This window comes from Sphingomonas kyeonggiensis, from assembly GCF_030812785.1.
Taxonomy (GTDB): Bacteria; Pseudomonadota; Alphaproteobacteria; order Sphingomonadales; family Sphingomonadaceae; genus Sphingomonas; species Sphingomonas kyeonggiensis_B.
Genome location: NZ_JAUSTJ010000002.1, coordinates 905,181 through 927,957, shown reverse-complemented (window position 1 = coordinate 927,957; position 22,777 = coordinate 905,181). Strand labels below are relative to the sequence as shown.

Sequence of the window (22,777 nt, the reverse complement as noted above, 5' to 3'; positions counted from 1 at the left end):
GGGTTTTCGCGCCCCGAAGATCGCGAACCTTGCACAGGCAGGGGATCGTGCCACGGCCCCCACGCAACATCCTTGCGTGGATGGGATCCTATCTTTCCTACAGGGCAGAGAGCGGCCGAAGCGAGGCCCCGGCCGGGCGAGGAAAACAGACGAAATCCTACATTGCAAGGCGCGCCTTCCGCTGCGGCGGGGACGCGCTATGCTCGCCCTTCGCGGCATGGGGGAATGCTTGTGGCCGATACCGGGGAAACGGGCCTGATCGAACGCCATTTCGCGCTGAGCGAGCGCGGAACGACCGTACGTACGGAGGTGCTGGCAGGCAGCACGACCTTCCTGACCATGGCGTACATCATCATCGTCAACCCGGCGATCCTGGGCGCCGCGGGCATGCCGGTGGCCGCAGTGGCCGCCGCGACCTGCCTTGCCGCGGGACTGGCGAGCATCCTGATGGGGCTCACCGCCAATGTGCCGCTCGCGCTGGCGCCGGGCATGGGGCTCAACGCCTATTTCGCCTTCACCGTGGTGCAGGGCATGGGCGTGCCCTGGCCGGTGGCGCTGGGCTGCGTGTTCCTGTCCGGCATCGCCTTCCTGCTGCTCACCTTCGCCGGCATCCGCCAGTTGATCATCGCGGCGATCCCGCCCCAGCTATTCGCGGCGGTGGCGGGCGGCATCGGGCTGTTCATCGGGCTGATCGGCCTGAAGAATGCCGGGATCATCGTCACCAGCCCGGCGACCTCGGTGACGCTGGGCAACCTCCATGCCCCCGGGGCGGCGCTGGCGCTGTTCGGGTTGGTGGTCACGGCAGGCCTGGCGGCGTGGAAGGTCCGCGGGGCCATCCTGATCGGCATCGCCGCGACCACCCTCGCCGCCTGGCTGACCGGCCAGGTGGTATTCAAGCCCGAGCCTTATGACCTGACCGCGATCGGCCAGGTTGCCTTCCATCTCGACTTGGCCGGCGTGTTCGGCCTGTCGGGCAGTCACGGGCTCGGCCTGTTCGAGATCCTGTTCGTCTTCCTGTTCGTCGACCTGTTCGACAATGTCGGGACGTTGGTCGGCGTCACCCGCCGCGCCGGACTGATCGACGCGCAGGGCCGCATCCCGCGCCTCAACCGCATCCTGTTCACCGACGCAGTGGCGAGCATCGCCGGCAGCCTGTTCGGCACCAGCACCGTGACTTCCTATGTCGAGAGCGCAGCCGGCGTGCAGGCGGGCGGGCGCACCGGGCTGACCGCGGTGGTGACGGGCGTGCTGTTCCTGCTCGCGATGTTCGTGGCGCCCTGGGCGCAGCTGGTGCCGCTCGCCGCCACCGCGCCGGCACTGGTGCTGGTCGGTGGGCTGATGATGGCGCCGCTAGCCGATGTGGACTGGGACGATGCCGAGATTGCGATACCCGCCTTCCTTACCGTCGCGATGATCCCCTTCACTTTCTCGATCGCCAACGGGCTGGCCTTCGGGATCACCGCCTATGCGCTCATCCGCTTGATCCGCGGGAAGATTACCGCCGCCGACTGGCTGCTGCTGGTGCTCGCAGGATTGTTCGTGGTGCGCTTCGCCTGGCTGGCGGCGGGGTGAGGGAAACCGGTTTCCATAGGCCCGCGGCAGGCCTATATCGGACACCATGATCCCCGCGCTTTTCCGTATCGATTCCAAGGACAGCACCGCCACGGCGCTGCGTGACATGGCCGCCGGCGAGACGGCGCTGGGCGTCACCCTGACCGAAGCCATCGGCAAGGGGCACAAGGTAGCGGTGAAGCAGATCGCGGCAGGCGAGCCGGTGCTCAAGTTCGGCTTCCCGATCGGCGTGGCGACGCGCGACATCCAGCCTGGTGAACATGTCCATGTCCATAATGTCGCCACCGCGCTCAAGGGCAGCGGCGACTATGCCTTTGCTCCGGCCGCGCATGACGATGCCCCGATCGAGGGCCCAAGCTTCCTGGGCTATCGCCGCGCCAATGGTCGGGTGGGCACGCGCAACGAGATCTGGGTGATCCCCACCGTCGGTTGCGTCGGGCGTACCGCGCAGAAGATCGCCGAGCGCGCCGCCGTGCTGCATGCCGATGCCATCGACGGCGTCCATGCCTTTCCCCATCCGTTCGGCTGCTCGCAGCTGGGCGACGATCTCCAGGGCACGCGCGCGATCCTCTCGGCGCTGGCCAATCACCCCAATGCCGGCGGCGTGCTGATCGTCGGGCTGGGCTGCGAGAACAACCAGATCAAGGGCATGTTGGAGGGGATCGACCATCCCAATCTCCGCACCCTCGGCGCGCAGTTGGCGAGCGACGAAGTCGAGGAAGGCCTGGCGCTGGTCGCCGAGCTGGTAGAAGGAGCCCGGGCCGAGCGCACCCCCGCCCCGCTCTCCGAGCTGGTGCTGGGCGTGAAGTGCGGCGGATCGGACGGCTTTTCCGGGCTTACCGCCAATCCGCTGGTCGGGCGGATGGCCGATGCCGTGACTGCGGCGGGCGGCACAGCGATCCTCACCGAGATCCCCGAGATCTTCGGCGCCGAGCAGCTGCTGATGGAGCGCGCCAGCGACGAAGCGGTGTTCGACGGGATCGTGGCGCTGGTCAACGACTTCAAGGCCTATTTCACCCGGCACGGCGAGCCGGTCTCCGAGAACCCCTCGCCGGGCAACATCGCCGGCGGCATCACCACGCTGGAGGAGAAGTCGCTCGGCGCAGTGCAGAAGGCCGGCCATGCGATCGTCACCGATGTGATCCCCTATGGCGGGCGGGTGCGGCGCAAGGGGCTGACCCTGCTCGAGGCGCCGGGCAACGACGCGGTCTCCTCGACCGCGCTGGCGGCGGCGGGCGCGACCGCGATCCTGTTCACCACCGGCCGCGGCACGCCGCTGGGCTTCCCGGTGCCGACGATCAAGATCGCCTCCAACCACGACCTCGCCACGCGCAAGCCCGGCTGGATCGACTTCGATGCCGGGCAAGTGCTGGAAGATGGGATGGAAACCGCCGCCGACGCGCTGCTCGACACGATCGCCGCGATCGCATCGGGCAGGGAAACCGCCGCCGAGCGCAATGGCGAGCGCGAGATCGCGATCTGGAAGCGCGGAGTCACGCTCTAAGCATCCGTTTCGGAACGGAAGAGTCATGACTGTGCTGGCCGGCGGTTTCTGTTAACCATATCGCGCGCGACTCAGGGGGATGGCGTGGCGATAATTCTGGCTTCGATCGGCAATGTAGCGGCTGGCGCGGCGAAGGCCGCTGCTGTGGCCGCGCCGATCAGCGCGGCTTCGATCTACTGGCCGGCCTGGATCCTGGTCGGCGGCGTGTTCGTCGCGCTGCTGATCGTGATCGGCATCCTCAGCTCGCTGAAGGCCGCGCTGCTCGCCAAGCCGAAGAAGCGCGACGAGGAGTTCACCCGCATGCTCGCCCGGCAGGTGTGGAAGCACACCGCGACGGTGACCGACATCTTCGCCCAGCGCCTGCGCCAGCCGCAGCGCGACGTGGTGACCCTGCGCGTGCTGCTCCGTCTGCTGCGCGAGGACATTGCCGGGCCGGTCAACTTCATCGAGCAAATGCGCCCGCACGCGCCGGCGACCTGGCCCGATTACGAGTTGTTCGCCGCGTTCAACAATTGGGGCGGCCAGATCGCCGCGATGGAATCGCAGCTCGCCGACCTGCAGCAGATGCTGAGCTATCCCGCCGTGCGCGAGCCGGCCGATGCGCACCGCGACGCGATGCTCGTCCATTTCTATGCCACCGAGCAGGTGGCGATGGGCCAGACCGTCTCGACGCTCGGTAACCATGCCATTGCAGTGTGCGATGCAGCGAAGAAGGTGCTGAAGAAGGAGTCGGGCGGGTTCCGGTTCGGCCTGGGCGGGCAGGACGAGGACGCGCATCACGACCATGGCTGCCCGGCCTGCGGGGCGAGCCAGCACAGCGTCTATGCCGGCGCCAATGCCCGCGACCTGCTGCCTTTGCCCGACCCGCCCGAGAAGCCGAAGAAGAAGGAAGAGGCCAAGCCGACCGCCGCGCAGATCTGCTATTGCGTGACGCCCCAGCCCTGCCGCTGCATGCCCGTTTCCTGCGGCTGCACGTGCAGCTGCAAGGCGGCCGAGGCGCCGGCACCCGTCCATCACTGAACTCGTTTCGCCGGCGACGGAAGCTTGCGGCACTGCGGTAAACCGGAGGTGCCCGGCATTGAACCGTTAACCTTCGCCCGGTACATCGCCCGGGGGTATTTTGGGGTGGGTTGATGACCGAGTTTCTTGTCTTCGCCTATGCGATGCTGGCGATGTTCGTGATCCAGTCGATGGGTCGCAACCAGCGCGAGCAGCGCGCCAATTCGCAGATGGTCACCATGGTCGGCTGGGGGCTGTTCTCGCTCTCCTCGACGCTGGCGCTGCTGCTCGGCGCGGTCGCGCTGGCGCTTGCGCTCGGCGCCAATATCCCCCTTCCCCAGGGCTTCGAAGCGCCGCTATTCTGAGCGCATGCCGCTCTATGAATTTGCGGGGCACCGCCCCCTTCTCGCCGAAGACGCCTGGGTCGCGCCGAGCGCCGACCTGATCGGCGACGTGCATCTCGCCAGCCTCGCCTCGGCCTGGTTCGGCGCGGTGATCCGCGCGGACAATACGCCGATCCTGGTCGGCGCGCGCTCGAACATCCAGGACGGGGCGATGCTCCATTCGGACCCCGGCGCGCCCTGCACGGTGGGCGAGGACGTCACCGTCGGCCATCATGCGATCCTGCACGGCTGCACGATCGGCAACCGCACGCTGATCGGCATGGGTGCGACGATCCTCAACCGCGCGGTGATCGGCGAGGATTGCCTGGTCGGTGCCGGCGCGCTGGTGACAGAGGGCAAGGAGTTTCCTGCCGGGCACCTGATCGTCGGCTCCCCCGCCAAGGCGATCCGCCCGCTGGACGACATGCAGAAGGCGCTGCTGAAGGCCAGCGCCGCGCTCTATGCCGCCAAGCAGCGCGAATATGCCGCCGGACTGAAGCGGATCGACTGAACGCTCGCGGAGCCGTCACATTGCCGGGCTAGCCCTTGATCCCTTCGAGTCGGGCCGGGAGTTGGCAATGGGGTTGTTCGATTGGTTCAGGCGCCTGTCCAAGGCGCCGGTTGCAGCACCCGCGCCCGCCGAGCCTCCCGCCCCGATCGCCCCGCCCGAGCCCGAGAGCCTGTGGCAGGCCGGCGTCGAGGCCGACAGCCTGTGGATGATCGACCCCCAGGGCAATCGCCGCTCCGCCGCGGTCGACGAGTTGATGGCCGTGGCGATCGAGGCGAGCGACAGCGGGCCGGACGGGCGCAGCGCCTGGTGGCTGTTCTACGGGCCGGACGAGGATGTCGCCTTCACCCTGCCGCTGGGCGCGCGGGGCGAAGGGGTGATGGTCGAGCGGATCGCCGCGCTACCGGACTTCCGCCACGACATGTACGCGGCCGCGATCCGCTCGACCGATATCGATACCTATGTGGTCTGGCAGCGGCCGTTCGACTAGTTGTCGAGGCGCCGGGTCACCTCATAGCCGGCCTTGCGCAGGGCCATCACCGCGGCGAGCGCCTGATAATGGCTCTCCTGCCCCGGCTCGTAGAGCTTGCCGCTCTGCTGGGCCGCAGCCCGGATCGCGTCACGGACGATGATATAGACGTCATTGGTGACCATGGCCTTCCCCTGCGCAGCTGGATGGCCCGAGAATGGGGACGCGCCCGACTCGCTTCAATGCCGGCCGGGCCGAGTCGGCGACAAAGCCCGGCCAGCCCGCGAACGGGCATCCCGCCCTGCCGTAGCGTCCCCCGCACCGGGCTGGACGGCCATTCCGGTTTCGCTACAAAACTGATCCATGGCATTGCCCGCACTCTTCGATCGCCTGCGCCTGCCCGTCATCGGGTCGCCGCTGTTCATCATCTCGGTGCCCGAACTGGTCATCGCCCAGTGCAAGGCCGGGATCGTCGGCTCCTTCCCGGCGCTGAACGCCCGGCCGGACACCAGGCTCGACGAGTGGCTGCACCAGATCACCGAGGAGCTGTCGGCGTGGGACCGCGACAATCCGGATACGCCGGCGGCCCCCTTCGCGGTCAATCAGATCGTCCACCGCTCCAACCCGCGGCTCGAGCATGACGTGGCGGCCTGCGCCAAGTGGAAGGTGCCGATCGTGATCACCTCGCTCGGCGCGCGGCCCGAGCTCAACGACGCGGTGCACAGCTGGGGCGGCATCACCCTGCACGACGTGATCGACGACCGCTTCGCCCACAAGGCGATCGAGAAGGGCGCGGACGGGCTGATCCTGGTCGCGACCGGCGCCGGCGGCCATGCCGGACGGCTGAGCCCCTTCGCGCTGGTCCAGGAAGTGCGCGAATGGTTCGACGGGCCGGTGATTCTCTCAGGGGCCATCGCCAATGGCCGCTCGGTGCTGGCGGCGCAGGCGATGGGCGCCGACCTCGCCTATATCGGCTCGCCCTTCATCGCCACCGACGAGGCCAATGCCCAGCCCGAATACAAGCAGGGCATCGTCGACGGCAGCGCGGACGACATCGTCTATTCGAACCTCTTCACCGGGGTGCACGGCAATTACCTGAAAGCGTCGGTCGTCAATGCCGGGCTCGATCCGGACAATCTGCCAGAAAGCGATCCGAGCGCGATGAACTTCGGCGGGGCCAAGGCCTGGAAGGACATCTGGGGTTCGGGCCAGGGCATCGGCGCGGTCCATGCGATCGAGCCGGCGGCGGTGAAGATCGAGCGGATGAAGGCGGAGTACGCCGCGGCGAAGGCGGGGCTTTGCGGGTAGCCGCCATCGTGGTCGCCTAGACGTCATCCTGGCCCTAGGTCATCCCGGCCCCACACCGTCATCCCGGCGAAAGCCGGGATCTCGTGCGGCTCTTTTCCCGCCACCGCCTGAGATCCCGGCTTTCGCCGGGATGACGGACTTGGGCTACGGTATGACGAATTGGCTCAGAACGCCGCAGCGAGCCGGTCCATCATGCTGCGCGCCGGGCTCTCCACCACGACTTCCTCGTCGAGCGACTCGTCGAGCCGGCCGACGCGGCGATATAGGTCGATGCTGGTGTTGATGATCGACACCGCCTGGGGCGGCATCGCATCGAGCAGCGCTTCCTCGGTCTCGGGCGCATCGCCCAGCCGGCGCGAGGGTGACAGCGCGTCGCCGGGGCTGATCTCGCCGGCATCGACCGCGCGCTGGGTGAGCAGCCAGGCGATGATGTGCATCAGCCGCGTCGTCACCTTGAGCGACTCGCAGGAGAAGGCGACCCGGTTCAACGCCTCCAGCGCCTCGCGCTCGTTGCGGCCCAGCTCGTCGAAATAGCCGCGCGCCTCATCGGCCAGCAGCATTGCCTCGACATAGAGCGAGTCGATCAGCTTGCGATGGATCGTGGCAGTGCCCTGTTTCCCCATGAAACCGACGCTGCCACAGCCTTCATGGTAACGAAATGCTTAATTTCGCAGGAGTTACGTCCCGATCCGGATCAGGGCCGATATTAAGCAATAATGTCCGGGATCAGCTGGTCCTCGAGCAGGACGATCTCGTCGCGCAGCATCAGCTTGCGCTTCTTGAGCCGGGCGACCTGGAGTTGGTCGGAAGTGCCGGTGGCGAGCAGCGCGTCGATCGCCGCGTCGAGATCGCGATGCTCGGTCCGCACCGCCTCGAGCCGCCGAACAATCTCCGTATCGTCCATCGCGAACGCCCCCGTACTCCCCTTCTCCCTGCACCAGCCCGGGAGGCTCCGCAACGGGTCATCGCGCGAATTTCGCACACTATCGATTAGGCAAGATTCACCCGCGACAAAGCTGTGGAAAAGTGATCTATTCGCAGGTTCCGGCCACCCCGATGAAGGAGACTGCTTCGATGCAGAACGCGCATTTCTCGGCTCTATCGGCCAAGCACTCCGTGCTCGACCAGCGTATCGCCGCCGAATCGCAAAGGCCCAAGCCGGACCAGCTGGTCCTGGCATCCCTGAAGAAGCAGAAACTGCGAATCAAGGAAGAGATGGCGCGCCCCTAGGCAGCGCCGCGCAGACAGGGGTGTGGCCATGCCGCACCCCGACGGCGCGAAAATCACCGGAAAGATAGTCCCGGCGGCGAGTCACTACTCCCCCGCCATCCCCGCGAAGGCAGGGATCCAGGGTAGTTCGGGAAAATCGAAGCAATCGCGCGCTTCCCAACCGGAAACGCCATAGCGAGCCTCACCGTAGCGTACCTGGCTCTGGATCCCCGCCTTCGCGGGGATGACGCCGGCTTGTGGTATGGCGCCTAAACTTGGCGACTCAGCGCCGAGTGAAGATCGGCTTCACGAAGCTCGGGGTGTGCGAACCGCCGCCCACCGGCTTGCGGGCCAGCATCGGATCGATCGGCGCGTCGAAGGCGATGCCGACTCGGCCATCGGTGGCCCAGGCGATGCGCCCGCTCACCCAGCCCACGCCGCGCACTTCGATCTGCACGACCGTGCCGCGGTCGATCGGCTGGGCATATTCGGCCATCAGCCCGCCCGAGGAGAGGTTGCGCACCCGCACCTGCTCGTCCGGCCGCCCCGCCACGCGGAACTGCGCGGCGAGCATGAGGCTGTCGCGCGAACCGTTGCGCTGGCTGGCGAAATCGTCCGCCGACAGCGTGGTGAGAGGGTCAAAGGAAAACTGGTCCATCGTCTCGCTCGAAACGCAAAGTGGTTACGCGCGGAGAATAGCCCAGCAAACCTTGCCGAAAGTGTAAACAAAGGACGAAAATGTGCCTCCCCGGCTGTCCCGCGGAGGCACAAAAAAGGAGGCCCTGAGCCCCCTGCTATTCGTCCCGCGACACCTTCTCGTTGCGCTCGTGACGCTCCTGCGCCTCGAGGGTCATCGTCGCGATCGGACGCGCCTCGAGACGGCCGAGGCTGATCGGCTCGCCGGTCACCTCGCAATAGCCATACTCGCCATCCTCGATCCGGCGCAGCGCCGCGTCGATCTTCGAGATCAGCTTGCGCTGGCGATCCCGCGTCCGCAGCTCGATCGACCAGTCGGTCTCGCTCGAAGCGCGATCGGTGAGATCGGCCTCGCGCAGCGAGTCGGTCTGCAGCTGGTTGAGCGTTCCCGCAGCCTCACGGAAGATGTCGTCCTTCCACGCGTGCAGCTTGTTGCGGAAATATTCCAGCTGACGCGGGTTCATGAAGGGTTCGTCGTTGCTCGGCCGATAGCCGTCGTCGCCGTCATTTGCGGCGGGAGGAACGCGTTTACCCGGTTCGTCGAAGCGATCCAAAACAGTAGCCATCCCCACTCTCCACTCCGGTCCCCGCTCAGGCCCGAGCCGTACGGTGACCGTTTGCCCTGCGCGGCCCTATACTTACGCGCGAAGGCGTTAACAAGCGGGCCGTTGTTTTAATCCACAGGCGTAATAGCCCGTAAATGGAGGGAAATTAGCGGCAGCTGAACCGAGACCCCTGCCGCACGGAAATTAACCAGAAATGTTCAGAGACGGCCGGCCAAGAAGCCGCACTTCCGTACCGAAGTAGAACATTAACCATCGCAGAAAAAATCAGGCCCGCGAAAAACATCCTTAAATATAGTTAACGGCTGTTAAGGGCATTGCACTTAACAGTTTGTTTTGCACTTTTACTGCATTGACGGGCGCGAAGCTGCTGACGGTCCAGTGGGGAGCGAAGCGCCAGCAACGGAAAGAGTGGGGACAATGTCGGTTCGCATGGCCTTGGCTAAACTGTGCGCCTGCACTTGCGGGGGCGCGGTGATCGGCGGCGGTGGCGTATATGTCACCGAACGCATCCAGCAGCCGCGCGTGGTGAGGCACGTCACCGTCGTGAAGAAGCGGGTCGTGAAGCGCACCGTCGCTCGCCCGGTGAAGCGAGTCGTCAAGCGTACGGTCACCACCACGACTCAGGGCCAGCCCCAGGTCGTCGTCGTCACGGCACAGGGTGCTCCGATCCCGACTCCCCCGCCCTATGGCGAGATGCCGATGGTCTCGTCGAGCAGCAGCGGCTCGTCCTCCTCGGGCGTGATCGGCGGCTCGGGCGGCGGCGGCTTCATGGGCGGCTTCTTCGCCGGCGGCTTCTTCGGCGGCTCGTCCTCGGGCAGCAGCAGCGGCTCCAGCGGCATCAACATCGAGATCTCTTCGTCCAACTCGTCCTCGTCGGGCGGCTCGACTTCCACTTCCACCGGTGGCTCCTCGACCTCGACGGGCGGTTCCTCGACTTCGACCTCGACCGGCGGCTCCTCGACCTCCACGTCGAGCGGCCAGGTCAGCTCGACCTCGTCTTCGAGCGGCGACGTGTCGTCCTCGACCTCCTCTTCGTCCAGCGGCGACGTCTCGTCGTCCACCTCGACCAGCTCGTCCACCAGCTCGAGCGGCGATGTCTCGACCTCGTCGTCGAACAGCTCCTCGACCAGCTCGTCGAACTCGTCGTCGACCTCGTCCTCGTCGAACGGATCGAGCAGCCACTGGAGCAACTCCAGCGGCTGGGGTTCGAGCGGCTGGCACGGATCGAGCAGCCATGGCAGCAGCAGCTGCGGGCGCGGATGCGGCGGCAGCAGCTCGGGCGGCCCGGCGCCGGTGCCGGCCCCGCCGATGATCCTGCTGTTCGGCGGTGCCGCGGCGGCGCTGGTCGCGCGGAAGCGGTTCGCCAAGAAGAAGTCGGACGACTCGGGCGAGGCCTGATCGTCATCCTGGCGGCCGAACAGCCGTCATCCACATCTGATCGTCACCCCGGCGACCAAGTAACCGTCATCCCGGCGGAAGCCGGGATCTCGTGCGGCTCCTTCCCCGCGCCATCTCCTGAGATCCCGACTTCCGTCGGGATGACGGCTTGGGCGCGGGTGACCATCTTGGGGCCGCGACTGACGGTTTGAGGCGCACCTGACGGCTTCGGTGCCTACTCCGCCTTTGCCAGCGCCTGCTCGATCTCCGAGACCGGGTGACCGGTCAGGTCCTTGGCGATCTCGGCGCGCAGGCGGTCGCTTACTTCCTTGTGGTAGTGCTTGCGCAGCTCGCCCAGCGTCCTGGGCGGGGCGATGATGATCAGCGACTCGAAGTCCTGGCGCAGCGCGCGTTCCTTGAGCAGCGCCGCCGTCTCGGCGGCGAAGCGGTCTTCCTCCAGCTGGTGGAAATCGACTTCCTCCATGTTGCCGCCGCCCCATTGCGCGCCCGCGGTCCGGGTGCCCATCGCGCCGCCGGCCAGGTCAGTCGCCTGGTCGTGATGCGCGGGATTGTGCTTGTCGATCACCTTCTTCTCGACCTGCAGGTTCGGGACCGTGGCGTCGCCCGCGTTCCTCAGGAACAGCATCTTGCGCCCATCGGCGACCACGACGACCGTATCGTGCGGAACCTGCATATCCATTCTCCTTGTTTTCGTGCCTGATCCCTAAACGCCGCCGAATGCGGCAGGGTTGCGCGCGGGCGGGAGCGCGGTCATACGCCCGGCCATGCACGATATCCGCGCCATCCGTGAGAACCCCGCAGCCTTCGACGCCGGCCTCGCCCGCCGCGGGCTGGAACCCCAGGCCGAAGCGCTGGTCGCGCTCGACGAGAAGCGCCGCGCGCTGATCACCGAGGCGCAGGCGGTGCAGACGCGCCGCAACGAGGCCTCGAAGGCGATCGGCGCGGCCAAGGCGCGCCGCGACGACCCCACCGACCTGATGGCCGAAGTCGCCACGCTCAAGGAGCGGATGCCGGAGATCGACGCCGAGGAAAAGGCCGTCGGCGCCGAGCTGACGACGCTGCTGGCCGCCCTTCCCAACATTCCATATGCGGACGTCCCTACGGGCGCCGACGAGGAAGACAACCAGCTCGTCGCCACCGTCGGCGAGCCGACCGTCCTCCCTTTCGAAGCGAAGGAGCATGACGCGTTCGGTCCCGCGCTTGGCCTGGATTTCGAGACCGGCGCGCTGCTCTCCGGCACGCGCTTCACGCTGGTGCGCGGCGCCGCCGCCAAGCTGCACCGCGCGCTCGGCCAGTTCATGCTCGATACGCTCGAGGGCCATGGCTATGAGCAGGCGATCCCACCGCTGCTCGTTCGCTCCGAGACGATGTTTGGCACCGGCCAGCTGCCCAAGTTCGCCGAGGACAGCTTCCAGACCACCGATGGCCGCTGGCTGATCCCCACTGCCGAGGTGAGCCTGACCAACATCGTGCGCGAGCAGATCCTCGCCGAGCAGGAGCTGCCGCTGCGCTTCGCCGCGCTCACCGCCTGCTTTCGCTCGGAAGCCGGCTCGGCGGGCCGCGACACGCGCGGCTTCATCCGCCAGCACCAGTTCGAGAAGGTCGAGATGGTCTCGATCACCACACCCGAGCAGAGCGAAGCCGAGCACGAGCGCATGACTCAGTGCGCCGAGGGCATCCTCACTGCGCTCGGCCTGCCCTTCCGCCGGATGAAGCTGTGCAGCGGCGACATGGGCTTCACCGCGGCGCGAACCTATGACCTCGAAGTGTGGCTGCCCGGCCAGGCGCGCTACCGCGAGATCTCGTCCTGCTCGACCTGTGGTGACTTCCAGGCGCGCCGGATGAACGCGCGCTATCGCCCGGAAGCCGAGAAGGGCACGCGCTTCGTGCACACGCTCAACGGCTCGGGCCTGGCGGTGGGCCGCACGCTGGTCGCGGTGCTGGAGAACTACCAGCAGGAAGACGGCTCGGTGACGATCCCCGAGGTGCTCAAGCCCTATCTCAAGGGCCTGGAGAGGCTCGAACCGGCAAACTGAGACACCTCCGCATTCAGACGTACCTGACGCGCGGGGAAATGCGCGTTATGGTGCGGGCCAAGATGGTTAATTCGGGGGTCGGATCGATGGCGGTAAAGCGGATGGCGCCGGTGGCGCTGCTGTTGCTGGCCGCCTGTATTCCGCAGCGCGGCGGGGCCTATGACGATCCCGGCTATCGCGCGCCGCCGCGCGAACGGCAGGACCGCAATCCCGAGCCGCAGCAGGAGCGCTGGGAGCGCCCCGCCCTCGGCAACGAGCAGGACGTCCGCCGCCTCCCCGCCCCGCCTAACGCCTGGCAGTCGCGCAAGGTGCAGGCGGATTCGCGCGTCATCGCCGGCACCAGCTACACGGTCAGGCCGGGCGACTCGCTGCGCTCGATCTCGGCGAAGACCGGCGCGGGATCGGAAGCGATCGCGCGCGCCAACGACATCCCCCCGCCCTTCGTGATCCGCGTCGGCCAGAAGCTGATCATCCCGGGCGGACGCTATCACCTGGTCCGCGACGGCGAGACCGGCATCGCGATTGCGGTGGCGTACGGCGTCGACTGGTCGCGGATCATCGCGGTCAACGAGCTGCAGGAGCCCTATATCCTGCGCACCGGCCAGCGGCTGCTGATCCCGGACACCGCCTCGCCCAATGGCCGGCCCGAGACGATCGAGCAGCGCGCCGCGCGCTTCCACCTCGATCTCGACGTGGACGACATCGTCACCGGCGGCCAGCCCGCCATCGCCGAGAAGGCCAAGCCGGCCGCGCCGACCGCTTCCTCGGCCCGCGTGCTCTCGCCCACGACCCCTGTGGCCGCACCGGCGCGCCTCGCCGGCGGCTTCCAATGGCCGCTCCGGGGCAACGTCATCAAGCGCTTCGGCCCGGGCGCCTCGGGCGAGCGCAATGACGGCATCAAGATCGCGACTCCGCTCGACACGCCGGTGCTGGCGGCGGCGGACGGCGTGGTCGCCTATGTCGGCTCGGACATCCCCGCGCTCGGCGGGCTGGTGATCATTCGGCATGGCGATGGCTGGACGACCGTGTATGGTCATGCCGGCCAGCTGCTGGTGCAGCGCGGCCAGGCAGTGAAGAAGGGCCAGATGATCGCGCTCTCCGGCAATTCGGGCTTTGCGGACCGCCCCGAGCTCCATTTCGAGATTCGCCAGGGCCGCAATCCGGTCGATCCGCTGCCGAGACTGCCCGCGCGCTGATGGCGCTGAAGCCGCCCGCCACGCTCAAACGCAAGTCGAGCATGCCCGTCTGGGCAGCGATCGGCTGGCGGGTGCTGGCGGTGCTGGCGCTCCTTGCCCTGGCGGTGGGCGTCCACTGGATCGAGCGCGACGGGCTGAAGGATTCGGCCGACGGCCATGTCAGCTTCCTCGACATCCTCTATTTCACGTCGATCTCGGTGACGACCACCGGCTATGGCGACATCGTGCCGGTGAGCAATTCGGCGCGGATGTTCGACGCGTTCGTCGTCACCCCGATCCGCGTGTTCGTGGTGCTGATCTTCCTCGGCACCGCCTATAATTTCGTGCTCAAGCGCACCTGGGACAAATGGCGTATGGCAATGATCCAGCGGACCCTTGCGGGCCACATCATCGTGGCGGGATATGGCACCACCGGATCGGAGACAGTCGACGAGCTTATCGCGCGCGGCAGGACACCCGGCAGCATCGTCGTGATCGACCAGAACGAGGGCAATGTCGCCCGCGCCCAGGAATGCGGCTGCATCGTGCTCCAGGCCGATGCCACGCGCGACCAGGTGCTTAAGGACGTCCATATCATGAGCGCCGAATCGATGATCGTCTGCGCCGGGCGCGACGACACCTCGATCCTGATCACCCTCACCGCGCGGCACCTGGCGCCGAACGTCCCGATCAGCGTGATCGTGCGCAACGAGGACAATGAGCTGCCGGCGCGCGCGGCGGGCGCGACCACCGTGGTCAATCCGGTGAGCTTCGCCGGGCTGCTGCTCGCCAGCTCGTGCCAGGGGCCGCATCTTGCGGATTACCTGACCGACCTCGCCTCGATCCATGGCGAGGTGGAGCTGTCCGAGCGCCCGGTGCGCCCGGAGGAGATCGGGCATCCGCTATCGGCGATCGCCACGGGCCTGGGCGTGCGCATCTATCGCGGCGGCGTGCCCCATGGCCACAAGACGCCCGAGGCGCAGGCGCTGCTGGCGGGCGACACGATCCTGGAGATCGTGACCGGATAACCCTTCTCCCACTGGGAGAAGGGAGGGGCCCGCCGCCAAAGGCGGTGGGAGGGATGAGGGTCAACACACCTCATATAGTTTCGCCCGTGGATAGGCCGCCCTCACCCAACCCTCTCCCAAAGGAGAGGGCTTTCAGGCGTCGTGGAGGCCTTCCCGCGCTTCGTTGCATTCCTCGCAACCCTGATCGGGGTCGTGGAGGAAGATCAGCGGGTCCTGTCGCACCTTCTCCGAAGCGATCCGCACCAGCGCTTCCGCATCCATCAGCCGCGCCTCGGCATGGCCGACCTGCCCTTCGCGCTGCAGCCCCTCGGCGCGCAGCCAGCCATCGGCGAGTTCGAACTTCTCGCAGCAGCTGTCATTCTCGCCGTAATGGACCTCCCGGCCCTCGGCATCGATGTAATGGAAATCGCTGCGATAGGGCGCGCCGCCGACCAGCTCGGCGAGATGGAGCATGGTGTTGGCGTGATGCGTGACGCCGAGCAGCATCACCTGCCCGCCCAGCGCGCGGATCCGGTCAATCGCGCTTTCCGGGGCTGCGGGCGGCAGCACGAAGGGGCCGCCGGTGATCCATTCCGCCTTCGGGCCGCATGCCGAGACCGCATCGAAATGCGGGCTGCGCACCACGCCGGGCATCCGCCAGAACAGGTCGGCGACAATGCCCAGATCGTCGCGATTGGTCGTGGTCGCCGGGTCGAACGCGACATCGTCGTCGCCGGTCGCCGAGGGCATGGCCAGCGTGCCCTCCGGTCCCAGCGCCTCGGCAAGCGCAGCGATCAGCCCCTCCGGGCCACCCTCGACCGGGCGGACGGCGCGGTAGCTCATATGAACGAGCAGCACCCCGCCCTCGCGCACGCCCAGCGCGTGCAGCTGCTCGACCAGCTTCGTCCTCGAGATCGACTCCATCCGGCCCTGATGCCATTCCGGCCAGCGTGGCGCCATGCGCAAGCGTTCAGCCCGCAGCCTCGGCGGGAGTGCCGTGCGATGCCGAAGCCTCGGAGCTGCTCCGCTCGACAACCTTCGAGATTTGCCTGAAGCCGGCCGGAATTTCGCGGAAGCCGAATTTCCCCAGCAATTTCAGGCGGGCAAGAAACAGTGCCGCGGCGGGATGCCCGGCATCGGCCGCATGCTCCAGCAACGGCCTCACCGCGCGACAGACAGAGGCGCGGCTGGACTGCTTCAATCGATACCGGGCGAGCCAGAAACAGGCGGGAATGAAGTCCTGCTCGACGCCGTCCCGCAGCACCGCTTCGCAACCGTCGAAATCTCCATGCCCTGCCAGCAGCTTGGCATAGCCGATCGTCGCCATCCAGGAGCCCCCCTCGATCGCCCGGCAATAATAGTCTCGCGCGAGCTCGAAATCGGCGGCGACAGCGCCCCCGTGCGCATAATGCGATCCGACCGTTTCCATGGCCCAGGCCATGCCCGCGTCCGCCAGCTCGCGTAAAACAAGAAAGGACGCTTCGGGATCGGTGTCGAAGGCTGCCAGCGCCGCCTCCGCCCGTTCGCGATCCTCGACAGGTGCCTCGAGCCAGAGCGTGTAGTCGTTCGAATGGGCGCGCTCCCAATCCTCGGATTGTTGCCAGAAAGAATTTGCCGGATCGGCACAAAACCGATCGCACAGCCACGCACATAATTTGCAGGCCAAGGCAAAGGCCTCCCTTCTGCCACTCGCGCCAAGTTCTTGCACCGGCAGGCTATGCGATCTCCGGAACCCGGTAAATGAAAACCGGTGGGAGACATCCCGGTCCTCTTGACCCCGACGATGCCCTCGCCAAGGTCGCGCCATGCCAGAGATGCTCTTCGCCCGCCTCCTGCCGATCCTGCTGCTGATCGGCTCGAACGTCTTCATGACCATCGCCTGGTACGGGCATCTCAAGTTCAAGAGCGCGCCGCTGCTGCTCGTCATCCTGGCAAGCTGGAGCATCGCGCTGGTCGAATATTGCCTGGCGGTGCCGGCCAATCGCTGGGGCAGCGCGGTCTATTCGGCGGCGCAGCTCAAGGCAATGCAGGAGGTGATCACCCTCACCGTCTTCGTCGGCTTCTCGATCCTCTATCTGGGGCAGAAGATCACGATCAACCACCTGATCGGCTTCGCGCTGATCGCGGCGGGCGCCTGGTTCATCTTCAAGGCGCCCGCCTGACGTTCAGACGAGCAGCCCGAAGATCGCGCCCATCACCAGATACATGACGATCCAGTAGCCCGCATCGATCAGGAACAGCGCGCGGGGCAGGCGCGAGAAGAGATAGTTGACGCCGACCGAGGTGGCGATGAAGCCGACGCCGATGATCCCGGCGACCACCAGCGAATAGTGCAGCCCCAGCGGCGTGTCATAGGTGTTGTAGAGGTGATCGAGCGCGAAGGCCGCGATCAGGTTGAGCACGAAGGTGGCGCCGAAGATCTTGCCCATGTTCGCGCCGGACTTGAGCTCCTCCTCGTTCAGCCCCCGCGCCTGCATCCACGCCTTGCCGAACAGCGGCCCGTACCAGATGCCGCCCACCATGAATCCCGCCACCGCCGCGGCGAGGATCGCCAGCCAATGAATCTGCATCTTGCCTCTCCCCTGTATAGTTGCAGAGGCATGAAGCTACGCCCGTCACCGCTATTCGGCGAGCAGTTTCGCCAGATCGGCCTTCCAGAACTTCGCCGAGGTGTGGGTGCCGTGCCCGCGCGTCTCGACCGAGGCCGGGATCAGCACGAAGCGCGCGCGGGGCATGCGCTTGACCATCTGCTCGGCCAGGCCGAGCTCGGGTGGGTTGATGAAATCATCCGCCGAATTCACCCAGAGCAGCGGAACGGTGATCTTCTCGAGCACCGGCGAGGGATCATAATTCCGCGACGAATCGATGTAGTAGAGCGCGTCATTGGCATCGAGCCTGCTCGCCCGGGCGAAGGAGGCATTGAGCGCCTTCTCGGTCGCCTCGCGCGTCGGATATTGCGCCTGGAGCGCCATCGGGTTGGCACCGGCGAGGATCAGCAGGTCGACGACGGTGCGCAGGCCCTGGACCGGCTGGGTGGTGTAGTTGCCCTGCATCCAGGCCGGATCGGCGCGGATCGCGTCGATCGCCATCTTGCGCCACATCCGGTTGCGCCCGGCGAGCGCCACGGTGTTGCAGGCGAACGGCGCGAGATGCTCGGCGAAACCGGGGAAGGTCTCGCCCCAGACGAAGGCGTGCATGCAGCCCATCGAGGTGCCGAGGATCAGCTTGAGCTTCTTCACGCCCAGCCCGTCGACCAGCAGCTTGTGCTGGAGCGCGACCATGTCGTCATAGTCATAGTGCGGAAAGGCCATGCGCAGCCCGTCGCTGGGCTTGGACGAGCCGCCATGGCCGATATTGTCGGGCAGGATCACGAAGGTCCTGGTGATATCGAGCGGCTGGCCCGGGCCGTAGAGCTCGTCGGCGAAGACCGGCACGAGGAAGTTCTTGCCCGATCCGCCCGTGCCGTGGAGCACCATCACGGCATTGTCGATCTCACCCTTCGCATTGCGGTGCGGCGTGCCGAGCGTGGTGTAGTGCATCCGCACCTCGCCCAGCTTCTCGCCCGACTTGAAGGTGAAGTCGCGGATGGTGAAGTTGCCTTCCTTCGTCGGCCAGTCGGCCGCCTGCGCGGCCATCGGGAGGAGCAGAAGAGCGAGCGTGCTGAGGATCGAGCGGAGCATGACCCCGAGCCTAAGAAGCTGAGCTTGCAGGTCAAGGAGGTCCCCTCACTAGCTTTTTCGCCGAAAAAGCCTATGTGCGCGGCCAATCATGGCAACCAAAATTCCTGAGGCGCCCCGCGTGGGCATGGTGTCGCTCGGCTGTCCCAAGAACCTGGTCGACAGCGAACGGATCCTCACCAAGCTGCGCAGCGACGGCTATGCGATGTCCCCCGACTATGCCGGGGCCGACGTCGTGCTGGTCAACACCTGCGGCTTCCTCGACTCGGCGAAGGAAGAGTCGCTCGAGGCGATCGGCGAGGCGATCGCGGAGAATGGCCGCGTCATCGTCACCGGCTGCATGGGCAAGGAAGCCGAGGTCATCCGCGCCCGCTTCCCCAACGTGCTCGCGGTCACCGGCGCGCATCAATATGAGGAAGTGGTCGGCGCGGTGCACGACGCGGCACCGATGCCGCCCTCGCCCTTCGTTAACCTGGTGCCCGATGCGGGGCTGAAGCTCACCCCGCGCCACTACAGCTATCTGAAGATCTCCGAGGGCTGCAACCACCGCTGCGCCTTCTGCATCATCCCGGCGCTGCGCGGCGACCTGGTCAGCCGCCGCCCCGACGCGATCCTGCGCGAGGCGGAGAAGCTGGTCGAGGCGGGCACCAAGGAGTTGCTGGTCATCAGCCAGGACACCTCGGCCTATGGCGTCGACATCCGCAAGGAGCCGCGCCCCTGGAAGGGCGGCGAGGTCATCCCCCACATGACCGACCTTGCCCGCGAGCTCGGCAAGATCGCGCCCTGGGTGCGACTGCACTATGTCTACCCCTACCCCCATGTCGACCAGGTCATCCCGCTGATGGCCGAGGGGCTAATCCTCCCCTATCTCGACATCCCGTTCCAGCATGCCAGCCCGTCGGTGCTGCGCTCGATGAAGCGCCCGGCCAACGAGGCCAAGGTGCTCGAGCGGCTGAAGAAGTGGCGCGAGATCGCCCCGGACCTGACCATCCGCTCGACCTTCGTGGTCGGCTTCCCCGGCGAGACCGAGGCGGATTTCCAGTATCTGCTCGACTGGCTCGACGAGGCCCAGCTCGACCGGGTCGGCGCGTTCCGCTTCGAGCCGGTCGAGGGGGCTCCTGCCAACGACCTGCCCGGCGCGGTGCCGGAAGAGGTCAAGGAAGAGCGCTATGCCCGGATCATGGAGAAGACCGCGGCGATCAGCGCGGCCAAGCTCCAGGCCAAGATCGGCCGCACGCTCGAGGTGATCATCGACGAGGTCGGCGAGGAAGGCGGCGCCACCGGCCGCAGCCAGGCCGATGCGCCGGAGATCGACGGCGAGGTGTTCCTGCGCGATGCCGGCCATCTCAGCCAGGGCGACATCGTCCAGGTCGAGATCGAGGACGCGGACGAGCACGATCTCTACGGGGTGCCGCTGGCCTGATCGCCAGCGGGCCGTTCCCACGGGAGCGGCCCACCCGGTTTCCAACATCGCAGCGCGCCGCGACTCGCCAAAGTACAGGAAGTACAGGCCAAAGGCGGGTTTTCGCGGGCGGAACGTCACGAACATCGCACACGGCGGAGGTGGCAAGCAGCGCGGCGCGCAACATGCTTGCATGCCCGGGATCCTATTTTTCCAACGGCGTCAAAGAGCGGCCAGCCCGGGAGCCGACTGCGCGAGCCAAACAGACGAAATCCTACATTGCAAGCGGCGGCCGCGGGCCACCATTTCCGTCATCCCGGCGAAAGCCGGGATCTCAGGAGATGGCGCGAGGCGCTGGACAAGAGCCGCACGAGATCCCGGCTTTCGCCGGGATGACGATTGTTGGATGGGATGACGGCTGGGGAGTGAGAAGACGGAAGAGGGATGGGACGACAGCTGTGGGAGCGGAGGGGATGACGATCCGGAAACCCTGTCCTAAGCTCGCGCCGTCCCATTCCGGAGGCCCGATGTTCCGTTCCGCTTTTGCCGCCGCCCTTCTGATCGCCACCCCAGCCGCCGCACAGCAGCTGAGCGCCGACGAGACCGCCCAGGTCGACACCATCGTCGCCGACGCGCTCAAGTCCTCGGGGGCGCCTTCCGCCTCGGTCGCGATCGTGCGGGACGGCAAGATCGTCTTCGCCAGGGCCTATGGCGACCAGGGCCCGGGCATGAAGGCGACCAGCCCTGCGGCGAAGTACCAGATCGCATCGATCTCCAAGCAGTTCACTGCCGCGGCGATCCTGCTGCTCGAGGACGAGGGCAAGCTCAGCCTCGACGACCTGGTGTCGAAATGGGTGCCGGACATCACCGATGCCGACAAGATCACCATCCGCCAGCTGCTCAGCCACACCGCCGGCATCCAGGACTATTGGCCGCAGGACTATGACTTCGCGGCGATGTCGACGCCGGTCACGCCGCAGCAGATTCTCGATCGCTGGGCCAAGAAGCCGCTCGACTTCCAGCCCGGCACGGCGTGGCAATATTCGAACACCGGCTATGTCGTCGCCGGAATGATCATCGAGAAGGCGTCGGGCATGAAGCTGCTCAACTATCTCCAGAAGAAGATCTTCAAGCCGCTGGGCATCGACGCGATCGACCAGGACATCGCGGTCGGCAAGGGATTCCCGCAGGGCAATCACCGCTTCGCGCTGGGTCCGGTGCGCCCCGCCAAGCCGGCGGCGGATGGCTGGCTGTGGGCGGCGGGCGAGCTCGCCATGTCGGCCAGCGACCTGGCGAAGTGGGACATCGCCCGGATCGACCGCAAGATCCTGAGCGCCGAGGATTGGGCGACCCAGGAGACTCCAGTGCTGCTCAAGGACGGCACCAACACCCGTTACGGCCTGGGCGTGTCGCTGGGCGGGCGCGACGGCATCCGCACGGTCGAGCATGGCGGCGAGGCGGTCGGCTTCCTCTCCGACAATTTCGTCATCCCGCAGAAGCGCTTTGCCGTCGTCGCGCTGGTCAATGCCGATTTCGGCGGGGCGCAGGATGCGATCACCGGCGGGATCACCGATCTGCTGGTACCGGCAGCCCCGCCGCCGCAGCGGCCGCTGACCATCGACGAGGCGCGCGACCAGTTGGCAAAGATCGTGTTCGACCAGCTGCGTGGCGGCACGCTCGACCGCTCGAAGCTGACCGAGGACGCCGCCTATTATTTCACGCCGCAGGCGACCGAGGACTATCATGCCAGCCTGGCCCCGCTCGGCGATCCGGTGAGCTTCACTGCGCTCGGCAAGCCGCGGCTGCGCGGCGGGTTCGTCAACCGCAACTATCAGATCGGCTATGCCGATGGCCGCAAGCTGATCGCGATCACCTATGCCGAGCCCGGCACGGACGGGAAGTTCGAGCAGTTCCTGGTCCAGCCGAGGGACTGATGCGGCTGGCGACCCTTGCCATCGCCGCGCTGTTCAGCGCGTCGCCGCCCGATGCGGTGACAGTGCGGCCGGTCGATCCGCTGACCGTGCAGGACGACGACTTCGCCCGGCACCGCGATCCGGCCGAGTGGCAGGGGCTGCGCGTCTCCGAACTGACCTTCCGCGACGAGCGGGCGCGCTGGCGGCTGTGGCGGATCGCCAATGCCAGGCACCCCAAGGGGCCGCTGTTCTTCGTGCCCCACGACAATGAGAATGCCGGGTTCGAGGCGGGCCTCGCCGCGGTCCGCAAATATGGTGGGGTGCTGATCGCGGTCGATTCGGGCATCTCGCCGGGTGATGACGGGAAGCGGCTCAACAACGCAGTCGATTACGGCCGACCGGTCGATCCCAACCGCAACTTCGACACCGCCCTGCCCGGCTATGCCCATCATATCCTCACCGATCTTGCCCATGGCGCCTGGCCGATCATCGCCTTGCACACCAATGCCAAGGGCTTCGAGACGGCGGGTTCGCGTTGCAACAAGGGCGATCCGGAGGGCAGCGGGATCATCTCGATCCGCTATTGCGACGACACGCTGAACCCGAGCCCGTCGGTGTCGAAGGCATACCCCTTCGGCGATGACGACACCGTCGCCTTCGCCACCTATCTTGCCCGCAACCAGCCGGGGGATGCCTTCTGCCGCGACGCGATGGTGCAGGCCGACTTCAACGTGGTGCAGGAGCGCGTAGTGGCGAGCGACGGATCGCTCTCCAATTATGCGGTGCTGCACGGGCTCGCTTATCTCAACTTCGAGACGCTCGACCGGGGGCTGGACCCGGCCGAGCTGGCTCTGGCGCGTGATAGGCTCAGCTTCATGGTCGATCGCGCGATCGCGATGTGCGCGCCGAAGGTGAAGGCCATTGGACGGTAAACTCCCCCTCCCTGCAAGGGAGG

At 66.7% G+C, this 22,777-nt stretch carries 26 protein-coding genes; 15 read left to right on the top strand and 11 right to left on the bottom strand.

What is annotated here, in order from left to right:
- Positions 1–231: 231 nt before the first annotated feature.
- The 6 genes from J2W22_RS13885 (at position 232) to J2W22_RS13860 (ending at position 5,456) form a co-directional block, all read left to right on the top strand.
- The gene (locus J2W22_RS13885) at positions 232–1,572 is read left to right on the top strand and encodes an NCS2 family permease (RefSeq protein WP_307118834.1); all 1,341 of its coding nucleotides are present in this window, start codon (positions 232–234) and stop codon (positions 1,570–1,572) included.
- Between the two features lie 46 nt (positions 1,573–1,618).
- On the top strand, positions 1,619–3,076 hold the full coding sequence (locus J2W22_RS13880) for a UxaA family hydrolase (protein WP_307118833.1): 1,458 nt from the start codon (positions 1,619–1,621) through the stop codon (positions 3,074–3,076).
- 84 nt (positions 3,077–3,160) lie between these two features.
- Complete coding sequence (locus tag J2W22_RS13875) at positions 3,161–4,096, top strand: hypothetical protein (protein ID WP_307118832.1); 936 nt, start codon at positions 3,161–3,163, stop codon at positions 4,094–4,096.
- A 113-nt stretch (positions 4,097–4,209) separates the two neighbouring features.
- Positions 4,210–4,440, top strand: coding sequence for a hypothetical protein (locus tag J2W22_RS13870; protein ID WP_307118831.1), 231 nt, complete (start codon positions 4,210–4,212; stop codon positions 4,438–4,440).
- 4 nt (positions 4,441–4,444) lie between these two features.
- Positions 4,445–4,969, top strand: a complete 525-nt coding sequence (locus tag J2W22_RS13865) for a gamma carbonic anhydrase family protein (RefSeq protein ID WP_307118830.1) — start codon at positions 4,445–4,447, stop codon at positions 4,967–4,969.
- Between the two features lie 67 nt (positions 4,970–5,036).
- Positions 5,037–5,456 (top strand): hypothetical protein, encoded by a 420-nt coding sequence (locus tag J2W22_RS13860; RefSeq protein WP_307118829.1) that lies wholly within the window; start codon positions 5,037–5,039, stop codon positions 5,454–5,456.
- Here J2W22_RS13860 and J2W22_RS13855 read toward each other — a convergent pair.
- On the bottom strand, positions 5,453–5,620 hold the full coding sequence (locus J2W22_RS13855; protein WP_307118828.1) for a hypothetical protein: 168 nt from the start codon (positions 5,618–5,620) through the stop codon (positions 5,453–5,455). The two genes, J2W22_RS13860 and J2W22_RS13855, sit on opposite strands and share 4 nt — an antisense overlap.
- A 178-nt stretch (positions 5,621–5,798) precedes the next feature.
- On the opposite strand from J2W22_RS13855, the gene J2W22_RS13850 reads away from it, so the two are divergent.
- The gene (locus tag J2W22_RS13850) at positions 5,799–6,743 is read left to right on the top strand and encodes an NAD(P)H-dependent flavin oxidoreductase (RefSeq protein ID WP_307118827.1); all 945 of its coding nucleotides are present in this window, start codon (positions 5,799–5,801) and stop codon (positions 6,741–6,743) included.
- 164 nt (positions 6,744–6,907) lie between these two features.
- Here the strand turns inward: J2W22_RS13850 and J2W22_RS13845 are convergent, their stop codons facing one another.
- Both J2W22_RS13845 and J2W22_RS13840 read right to left on the bottom strand, forming a co-directional pair.
- Positions 6,908–7,366, bottom strand: a complete 459-nt coding sequence (locus J2W22_RS13845) for a DUF1465 family protein (RefSeq protein WP_307118826.1) — start codon at positions 7,364–7,366, stop codon at positions 6,908–6,910.
- An 83-nt stretch (positions 7,367–7,449) separates the two neighbouring features.
- Positions 7,450–7,647, bottom strand: a complete 198-nt coding sequence (locus J2W22_RS13840) for a YdcH family protein (RefSeq protein WP_307118825.1) — start codon at positions 7,645–7,647, stop codon at positions 7,450–7,452.
- Positions 7,648–7,817: 170 nt separating this feature from the next.
- Here J2W22_RS13840 and J2W22_RS13835 point away from each other — a divergent pair, with 170 nt between their 5' ends.
- Complete coding sequence (locus tag J2W22_RS13835; protein WP_307119586.1) at positions 7,818–7,973, top strand: YdcH family protein; 156 nt, start codon at positions 7,818–7,820, stop codon at positions 7,971–7,973.
- Positions 7,974–8,235: 262 nt separating this feature from the next.
- On the opposite strand, the gene J2W22_RS13830 is transcribed toward J2W22_RS13835, so the two are convergent.
- The 4 genes from J2W22_RS13830 to J2W22_RS13815 all read right to left on the bottom strand — a co-directional run bounded on the left by J2W22_RS13830 (position 8,236) and on the right by J2W22_RS13815 (position 11,285).
- Positions 8,236–8,610: a PilZ domain-containing protein gene (locus tag J2W22_RS13830; protein ID WP_307118824.1), complete on the bottom strand. Its 375-nt coding sequence runs from the start codon at positions 8,608–8,610 to the stop codon at positions 8,236–8,238.
- A gap of 136 nt (positions 8,611–8,746) precedes the next feature.
- The gene (dksA, locus tag J2W22_RS13825; RefSeq protein ID WP_307118823.1) at positions 8,747–9,214 is read right to left on the bottom strand and encodes an RNA polymerase-binding protein DksA; all 468 of its coding nucleotides are present in this window, start codon (positions 9,212–9,214) and stop codon (positions 8,747–8,749) included.
- A gap of 683 nt (positions 9,215–9,897) precedes the next feature.
- The gene (locus J2W22_RS13820; RefSeq protein ID WP_307118822.1) at positions 9,898–10,581 is read right to left on the bottom strand and encodes a hypothetical protein; all 684 of its coding nucleotides are present in this window, start codon (positions 10,579–10,581) and stop codon (positions 9,898–9,900) included.
- A 245-nt stretch (positions 10,582–10,826) separates the two neighbouring features.
- Positions 10,827–11,285: a host attachment family protein gene (locus J2W22_RS13815; protein ID WP_307118821.1), complete on the bottom strand. Its 459-nt coding sequence runs from the start codon at positions 11,283–11,285 to the stop codon at positions 10,827–10,829.
- A gap of 91 nt (positions 11,286–11,376) precedes the next feature.
- Between J2W22_RS13815 and serS the strand changes: the two genes are divergently transcribed.
- From serS to J2W22_RS13800, 3 genes are all read left to right on the top strand, one after another.
- Complete coding sequence (gene serS / locus J2W22_RS13810) at positions 11,377–12,648, top strand: serine--tRNA ligase (RefSeq protein ID WP_307118820.1); 1,272 nt, start codon at positions 11,377–11,379, stop codon at positions 12,646–12,648.
- Positions 12,649–12,710: 62 nt separating this feature from the next.
- On the top strand, positions 12,711–13,844 hold the full coding sequence (locus J2W22_RS13805; protein WP_307118819.1) for a M23 family metallopeptidase: 1,134 nt from the start codon (positions 12,711–12,713) through the stop codon (positions 13,842–13,844).
- Complete coding sequence (locus J2W22_RS13800) at positions 13,844–14,851, top strand: potassium channel family protein (protein WP_307118818.1); 1,008 nt, start codon at positions 13,844–13,846, stop codon at positions 14,849–14,851. The genes J2W22_RS13805 and J2W22_RS13800 overlap by 1 nt, the downstream gene beginning before the upstream one ends.
- Positions 14,852–14,983: 132 nt before the next feature.
- On the opposite strand, the gene J2W22_RS13795 is transcribed toward J2W22_RS13800, so the two are convergent.
- Complete coding sequence (locus J2W22_RS13795) at positions 14,984–15,754, bottom strand: AAC(3) family N-acetyltransferase (RefSeq protein ID WP_307118817.1); 771 nt, start codon at positions 15,752–15,754, stop codon at positions 14,984–14,986.
- 46 nt (positions 15,755–15,800) lie between these two features.
- Positions 15,801–16,496, bottom strand: a complete 696-nt coding sequence (locus J2W22_RS13790) for a hypothetical protein (RefSeq protein ID WP_307118816.1) — start codon at positions 16,494–16,496, stop codon at positions 15,801–15,803.
- A 139-nt stretch (positions 16,497–16,635) separates the two neighbouring features.
- Between J2W22_RS13790 and J2W22_RS13785 the strand changes: the two genes are divergently transcribed.
- Positions 16,636–16,992, top strand: a complete 357-nt coding sequence (locus J2W22_RS13785) for a DMT family protein (RefSeq protein WP_307118815.1) — start codon at positions 16,636–16,638, stop codon at positions 16,990–16,992.
- 3 nt (positions 16,993–16,995) lie between these two features.
- On the opposite strand, the gene J2W22_RS13780 is transcribed toward J2W22_RS13785, so the two are convergent.
- A complete protein-coding gene (locus tag J2W22_RS13780; protein WP_307118814.1) occupies positions 16,996–17,400 on the bottom strand; it encodes a DUF1761 domain-containing protein in 405 nt (134 codons plus the stop codon).
- 51 nt (positions 17,401–17,451) lie between these two features.
- The gene (locus J2W22_RS13775; RefSeq protein WP_307118813.1) at positions 17,452–18,510 is read right to left on the bottom strand and encodes an alpha/beta fold hydrolase; all 1,059 of its coding nucleotides are present in this window, start codon (positions 18,508–18,510) and stop codon (positions 17,452–17,454) included.
- An 88-nt stretch (positions 18,511–18,598) separates the two neighbouring features.
- Between J2W22_RS13775 and rimO the strand changes: the two genes are divergently transcribed.
- The 3 genes from rimO (at position 18,599) to J2W22_RS13760 (ending at position 22,754) form a co-directional block, all read left to right on the top strand.
- On the top strand, positions 18,599–19,930 hold the full coding sequence (rimO, locus tag J2W22_RS13770; protein ID WP_307118812.1) for a 30S ribosomal protein S12 methylthiotransferase RimO: 1,332 nt from the start codon (positions 18,599–18,601) through the stop codon (positions 19,928–19,930).
- A 506-nt stretch (positions 19,931–20,436) separates the two neighbouring features.
- A complete protein-coding gene (locus J2W22_RS13765; RefSeq protein ID WP_307118811.1) occupies positions 20,437–21,843 on the top strand; it encodes a serine hydrolase domain-containing protein in 1,407 nt (468 codons plus the stop codon).
- A complete protein-coding gene (locus J2W22_RS13760) occupies positions 21,843–22,754 on the top strand; it encodes a hypothetical protein (RefSeq protein ID WP_307118810.1) in 912 nt (303 codons plus the stop codon). Before J2W22_RS13765 ends, J2W22_RS13760 begins: the two co-directional genes overlap by 1 nt.
- The last annotated feature ends 23 nt before the right edge of the window (positions 22,755–22,777 follow it).

Coding starts and splice junctions, on each gene's coding strand:
- J2W22_RS13760 (WP_307118810.1), top strand. CDS start 21,843: ATGCGGCTGGCGACCCTTGCCATCGCCGCGCTGTTCAGCGCGTCGCCG.
- rimO (WP_307118812.1), top strand. CDS start 18,599: ATGGCAACCAAAATTCCTGAGGCGCCCCGCGTGGGCATGGTGTCGCTC.
- J2W22_RS13795 (WP_307118817.1), bottom strand. CDS start 15,754: ATGGAGTCGATCTCGAGGACGAAGCTGGTCGAGCAGCTGCACGCGCTG.
- J2W22_RS13775 (WP_307118813.1), bottom strand. CDS start 18,510: ATGCTCCGCTCGATCCTCAGCACGCTCGCTCTTCTGCTCCTCCCGATG.
- J2W22_RS13845 (WP_307118826.1), bottom strand. CDS start 7,366: ATGGGGAAACAGGGCACTGCCACGATCCATCGCAAGCTGATCGACTCG.
- dksA (WP_307118823.1), bottom strand. CDS start 9,214: ATGGCTACTGTTTTGGATCGCTTCGACGAACCGGGTAAACGCGTTCCT.
- J2W22_RS13835 (WP_307119586.1), top strand. CDS start 7,818: ATGCAGAACGCGCATTTCTCGGCTCTATCGGCCAAGCACTCCGTGCTC.
- J2W22_RS13815 (WP_307118821.1), bottom strand. CDS start 11,285: ATGCAGGTTCCGCACGATACGGTCGTCGTGGTCGCCGATGGGCGCAAG.
- J2W22_RS13785 (WP_307118815.1), top strand. CDS start 16,636: ATGCCAGAGATGCTCTTCGCCCGCCTCCTGCCGATCCTGCTGCTGATC.
- J2W22_RS13860 (WP_307118829.1), top strand. CDS start 5,037: ATGGGGTTGTTCGATTGGTTCAGGCGCCTGTCCAAGGCGCCGGTTGCA.
- J2W22_RS13765 (WP_307118811.1), top strand. CDS start 20,437: ATGTTCCGTTCCGCTTTTGCCGCCGCCCTTCTGATCGCCACCCCAGCC.
- serS (WP_307118820.1), top strand. CDS start 11,377: ATGCACGATATCCGCGCCATCCGTGAGAACCCCGCAGCCTTCGACGCC.
- J2W22_RS13780 (WP_307118814.1), bottom strand. CDS start 17,400: ATGCAGATTCATTGGCTGGCGATCCTCGCCGCGGCGGTGGCGGGATTC.
- J2W22_RS13855 (WP_307118828.1), bottom strand. CDS start 5,620: ATGGTCACCAATGACGTCTATATCATCGTCCGTGACGCGATCCGGGCT.
- J2W22_RS13840 (WP_307118825.1), bottom strand. CDS start 7,647: ATGGACGATACGGAGATTGTTCGGCGGCTCGAGGCGGTGCGGACCGAG.
- J2W22_RS13800 (WP_307118818.1), top strand. CDS start 13,844: ATGGCGCTGAAGCCGCCCGCCACGCTCAAACGCAAGTCGAGCATGCCC.
- J2W22_RS13880 (WP_307118833.1), top strand. CDS start 1,619: ATGATCCCCGCGCTTTTCCGTATCGATTCCAAGGACAGCACCGCCACG.
- J2W22_RS13850 (WP_307118827.1), top strand. CDS start 5,799: ATGGCATTGCCCGCACTCTTCGATCGCCTGCGCCTGCCCGTCATCGGG.
- J2W22_RS13870 (WP_307118831.1), top strand. CDS start 4,210: ATGACCGAGTTTCTTGTCTTCGCCTATGCGATGCTGGCGATGTTCGTG.
- J2W22_RS13830 (WP_307118824.1), bottom strand. CDS start 8,610: ATGGACCAGTTTTCCTTTGACCCTCTCACCACGCTGTCGGCGGACGAT.
- J2W22_RS13805 (WP_307118819.1), top strand. CDS start 12,711: ATGGTTAATTCGGGGGTCGGATCGATGGCGGTAAAGCGGATGGCGCCG.
- J2W22_RS13865 (WP_307118830.1), top strand. CDS start 4,445: ATGCCGCTCTATGAATTTGCGGGGCACCGCCCCCTTCTCGCCGAAGAC.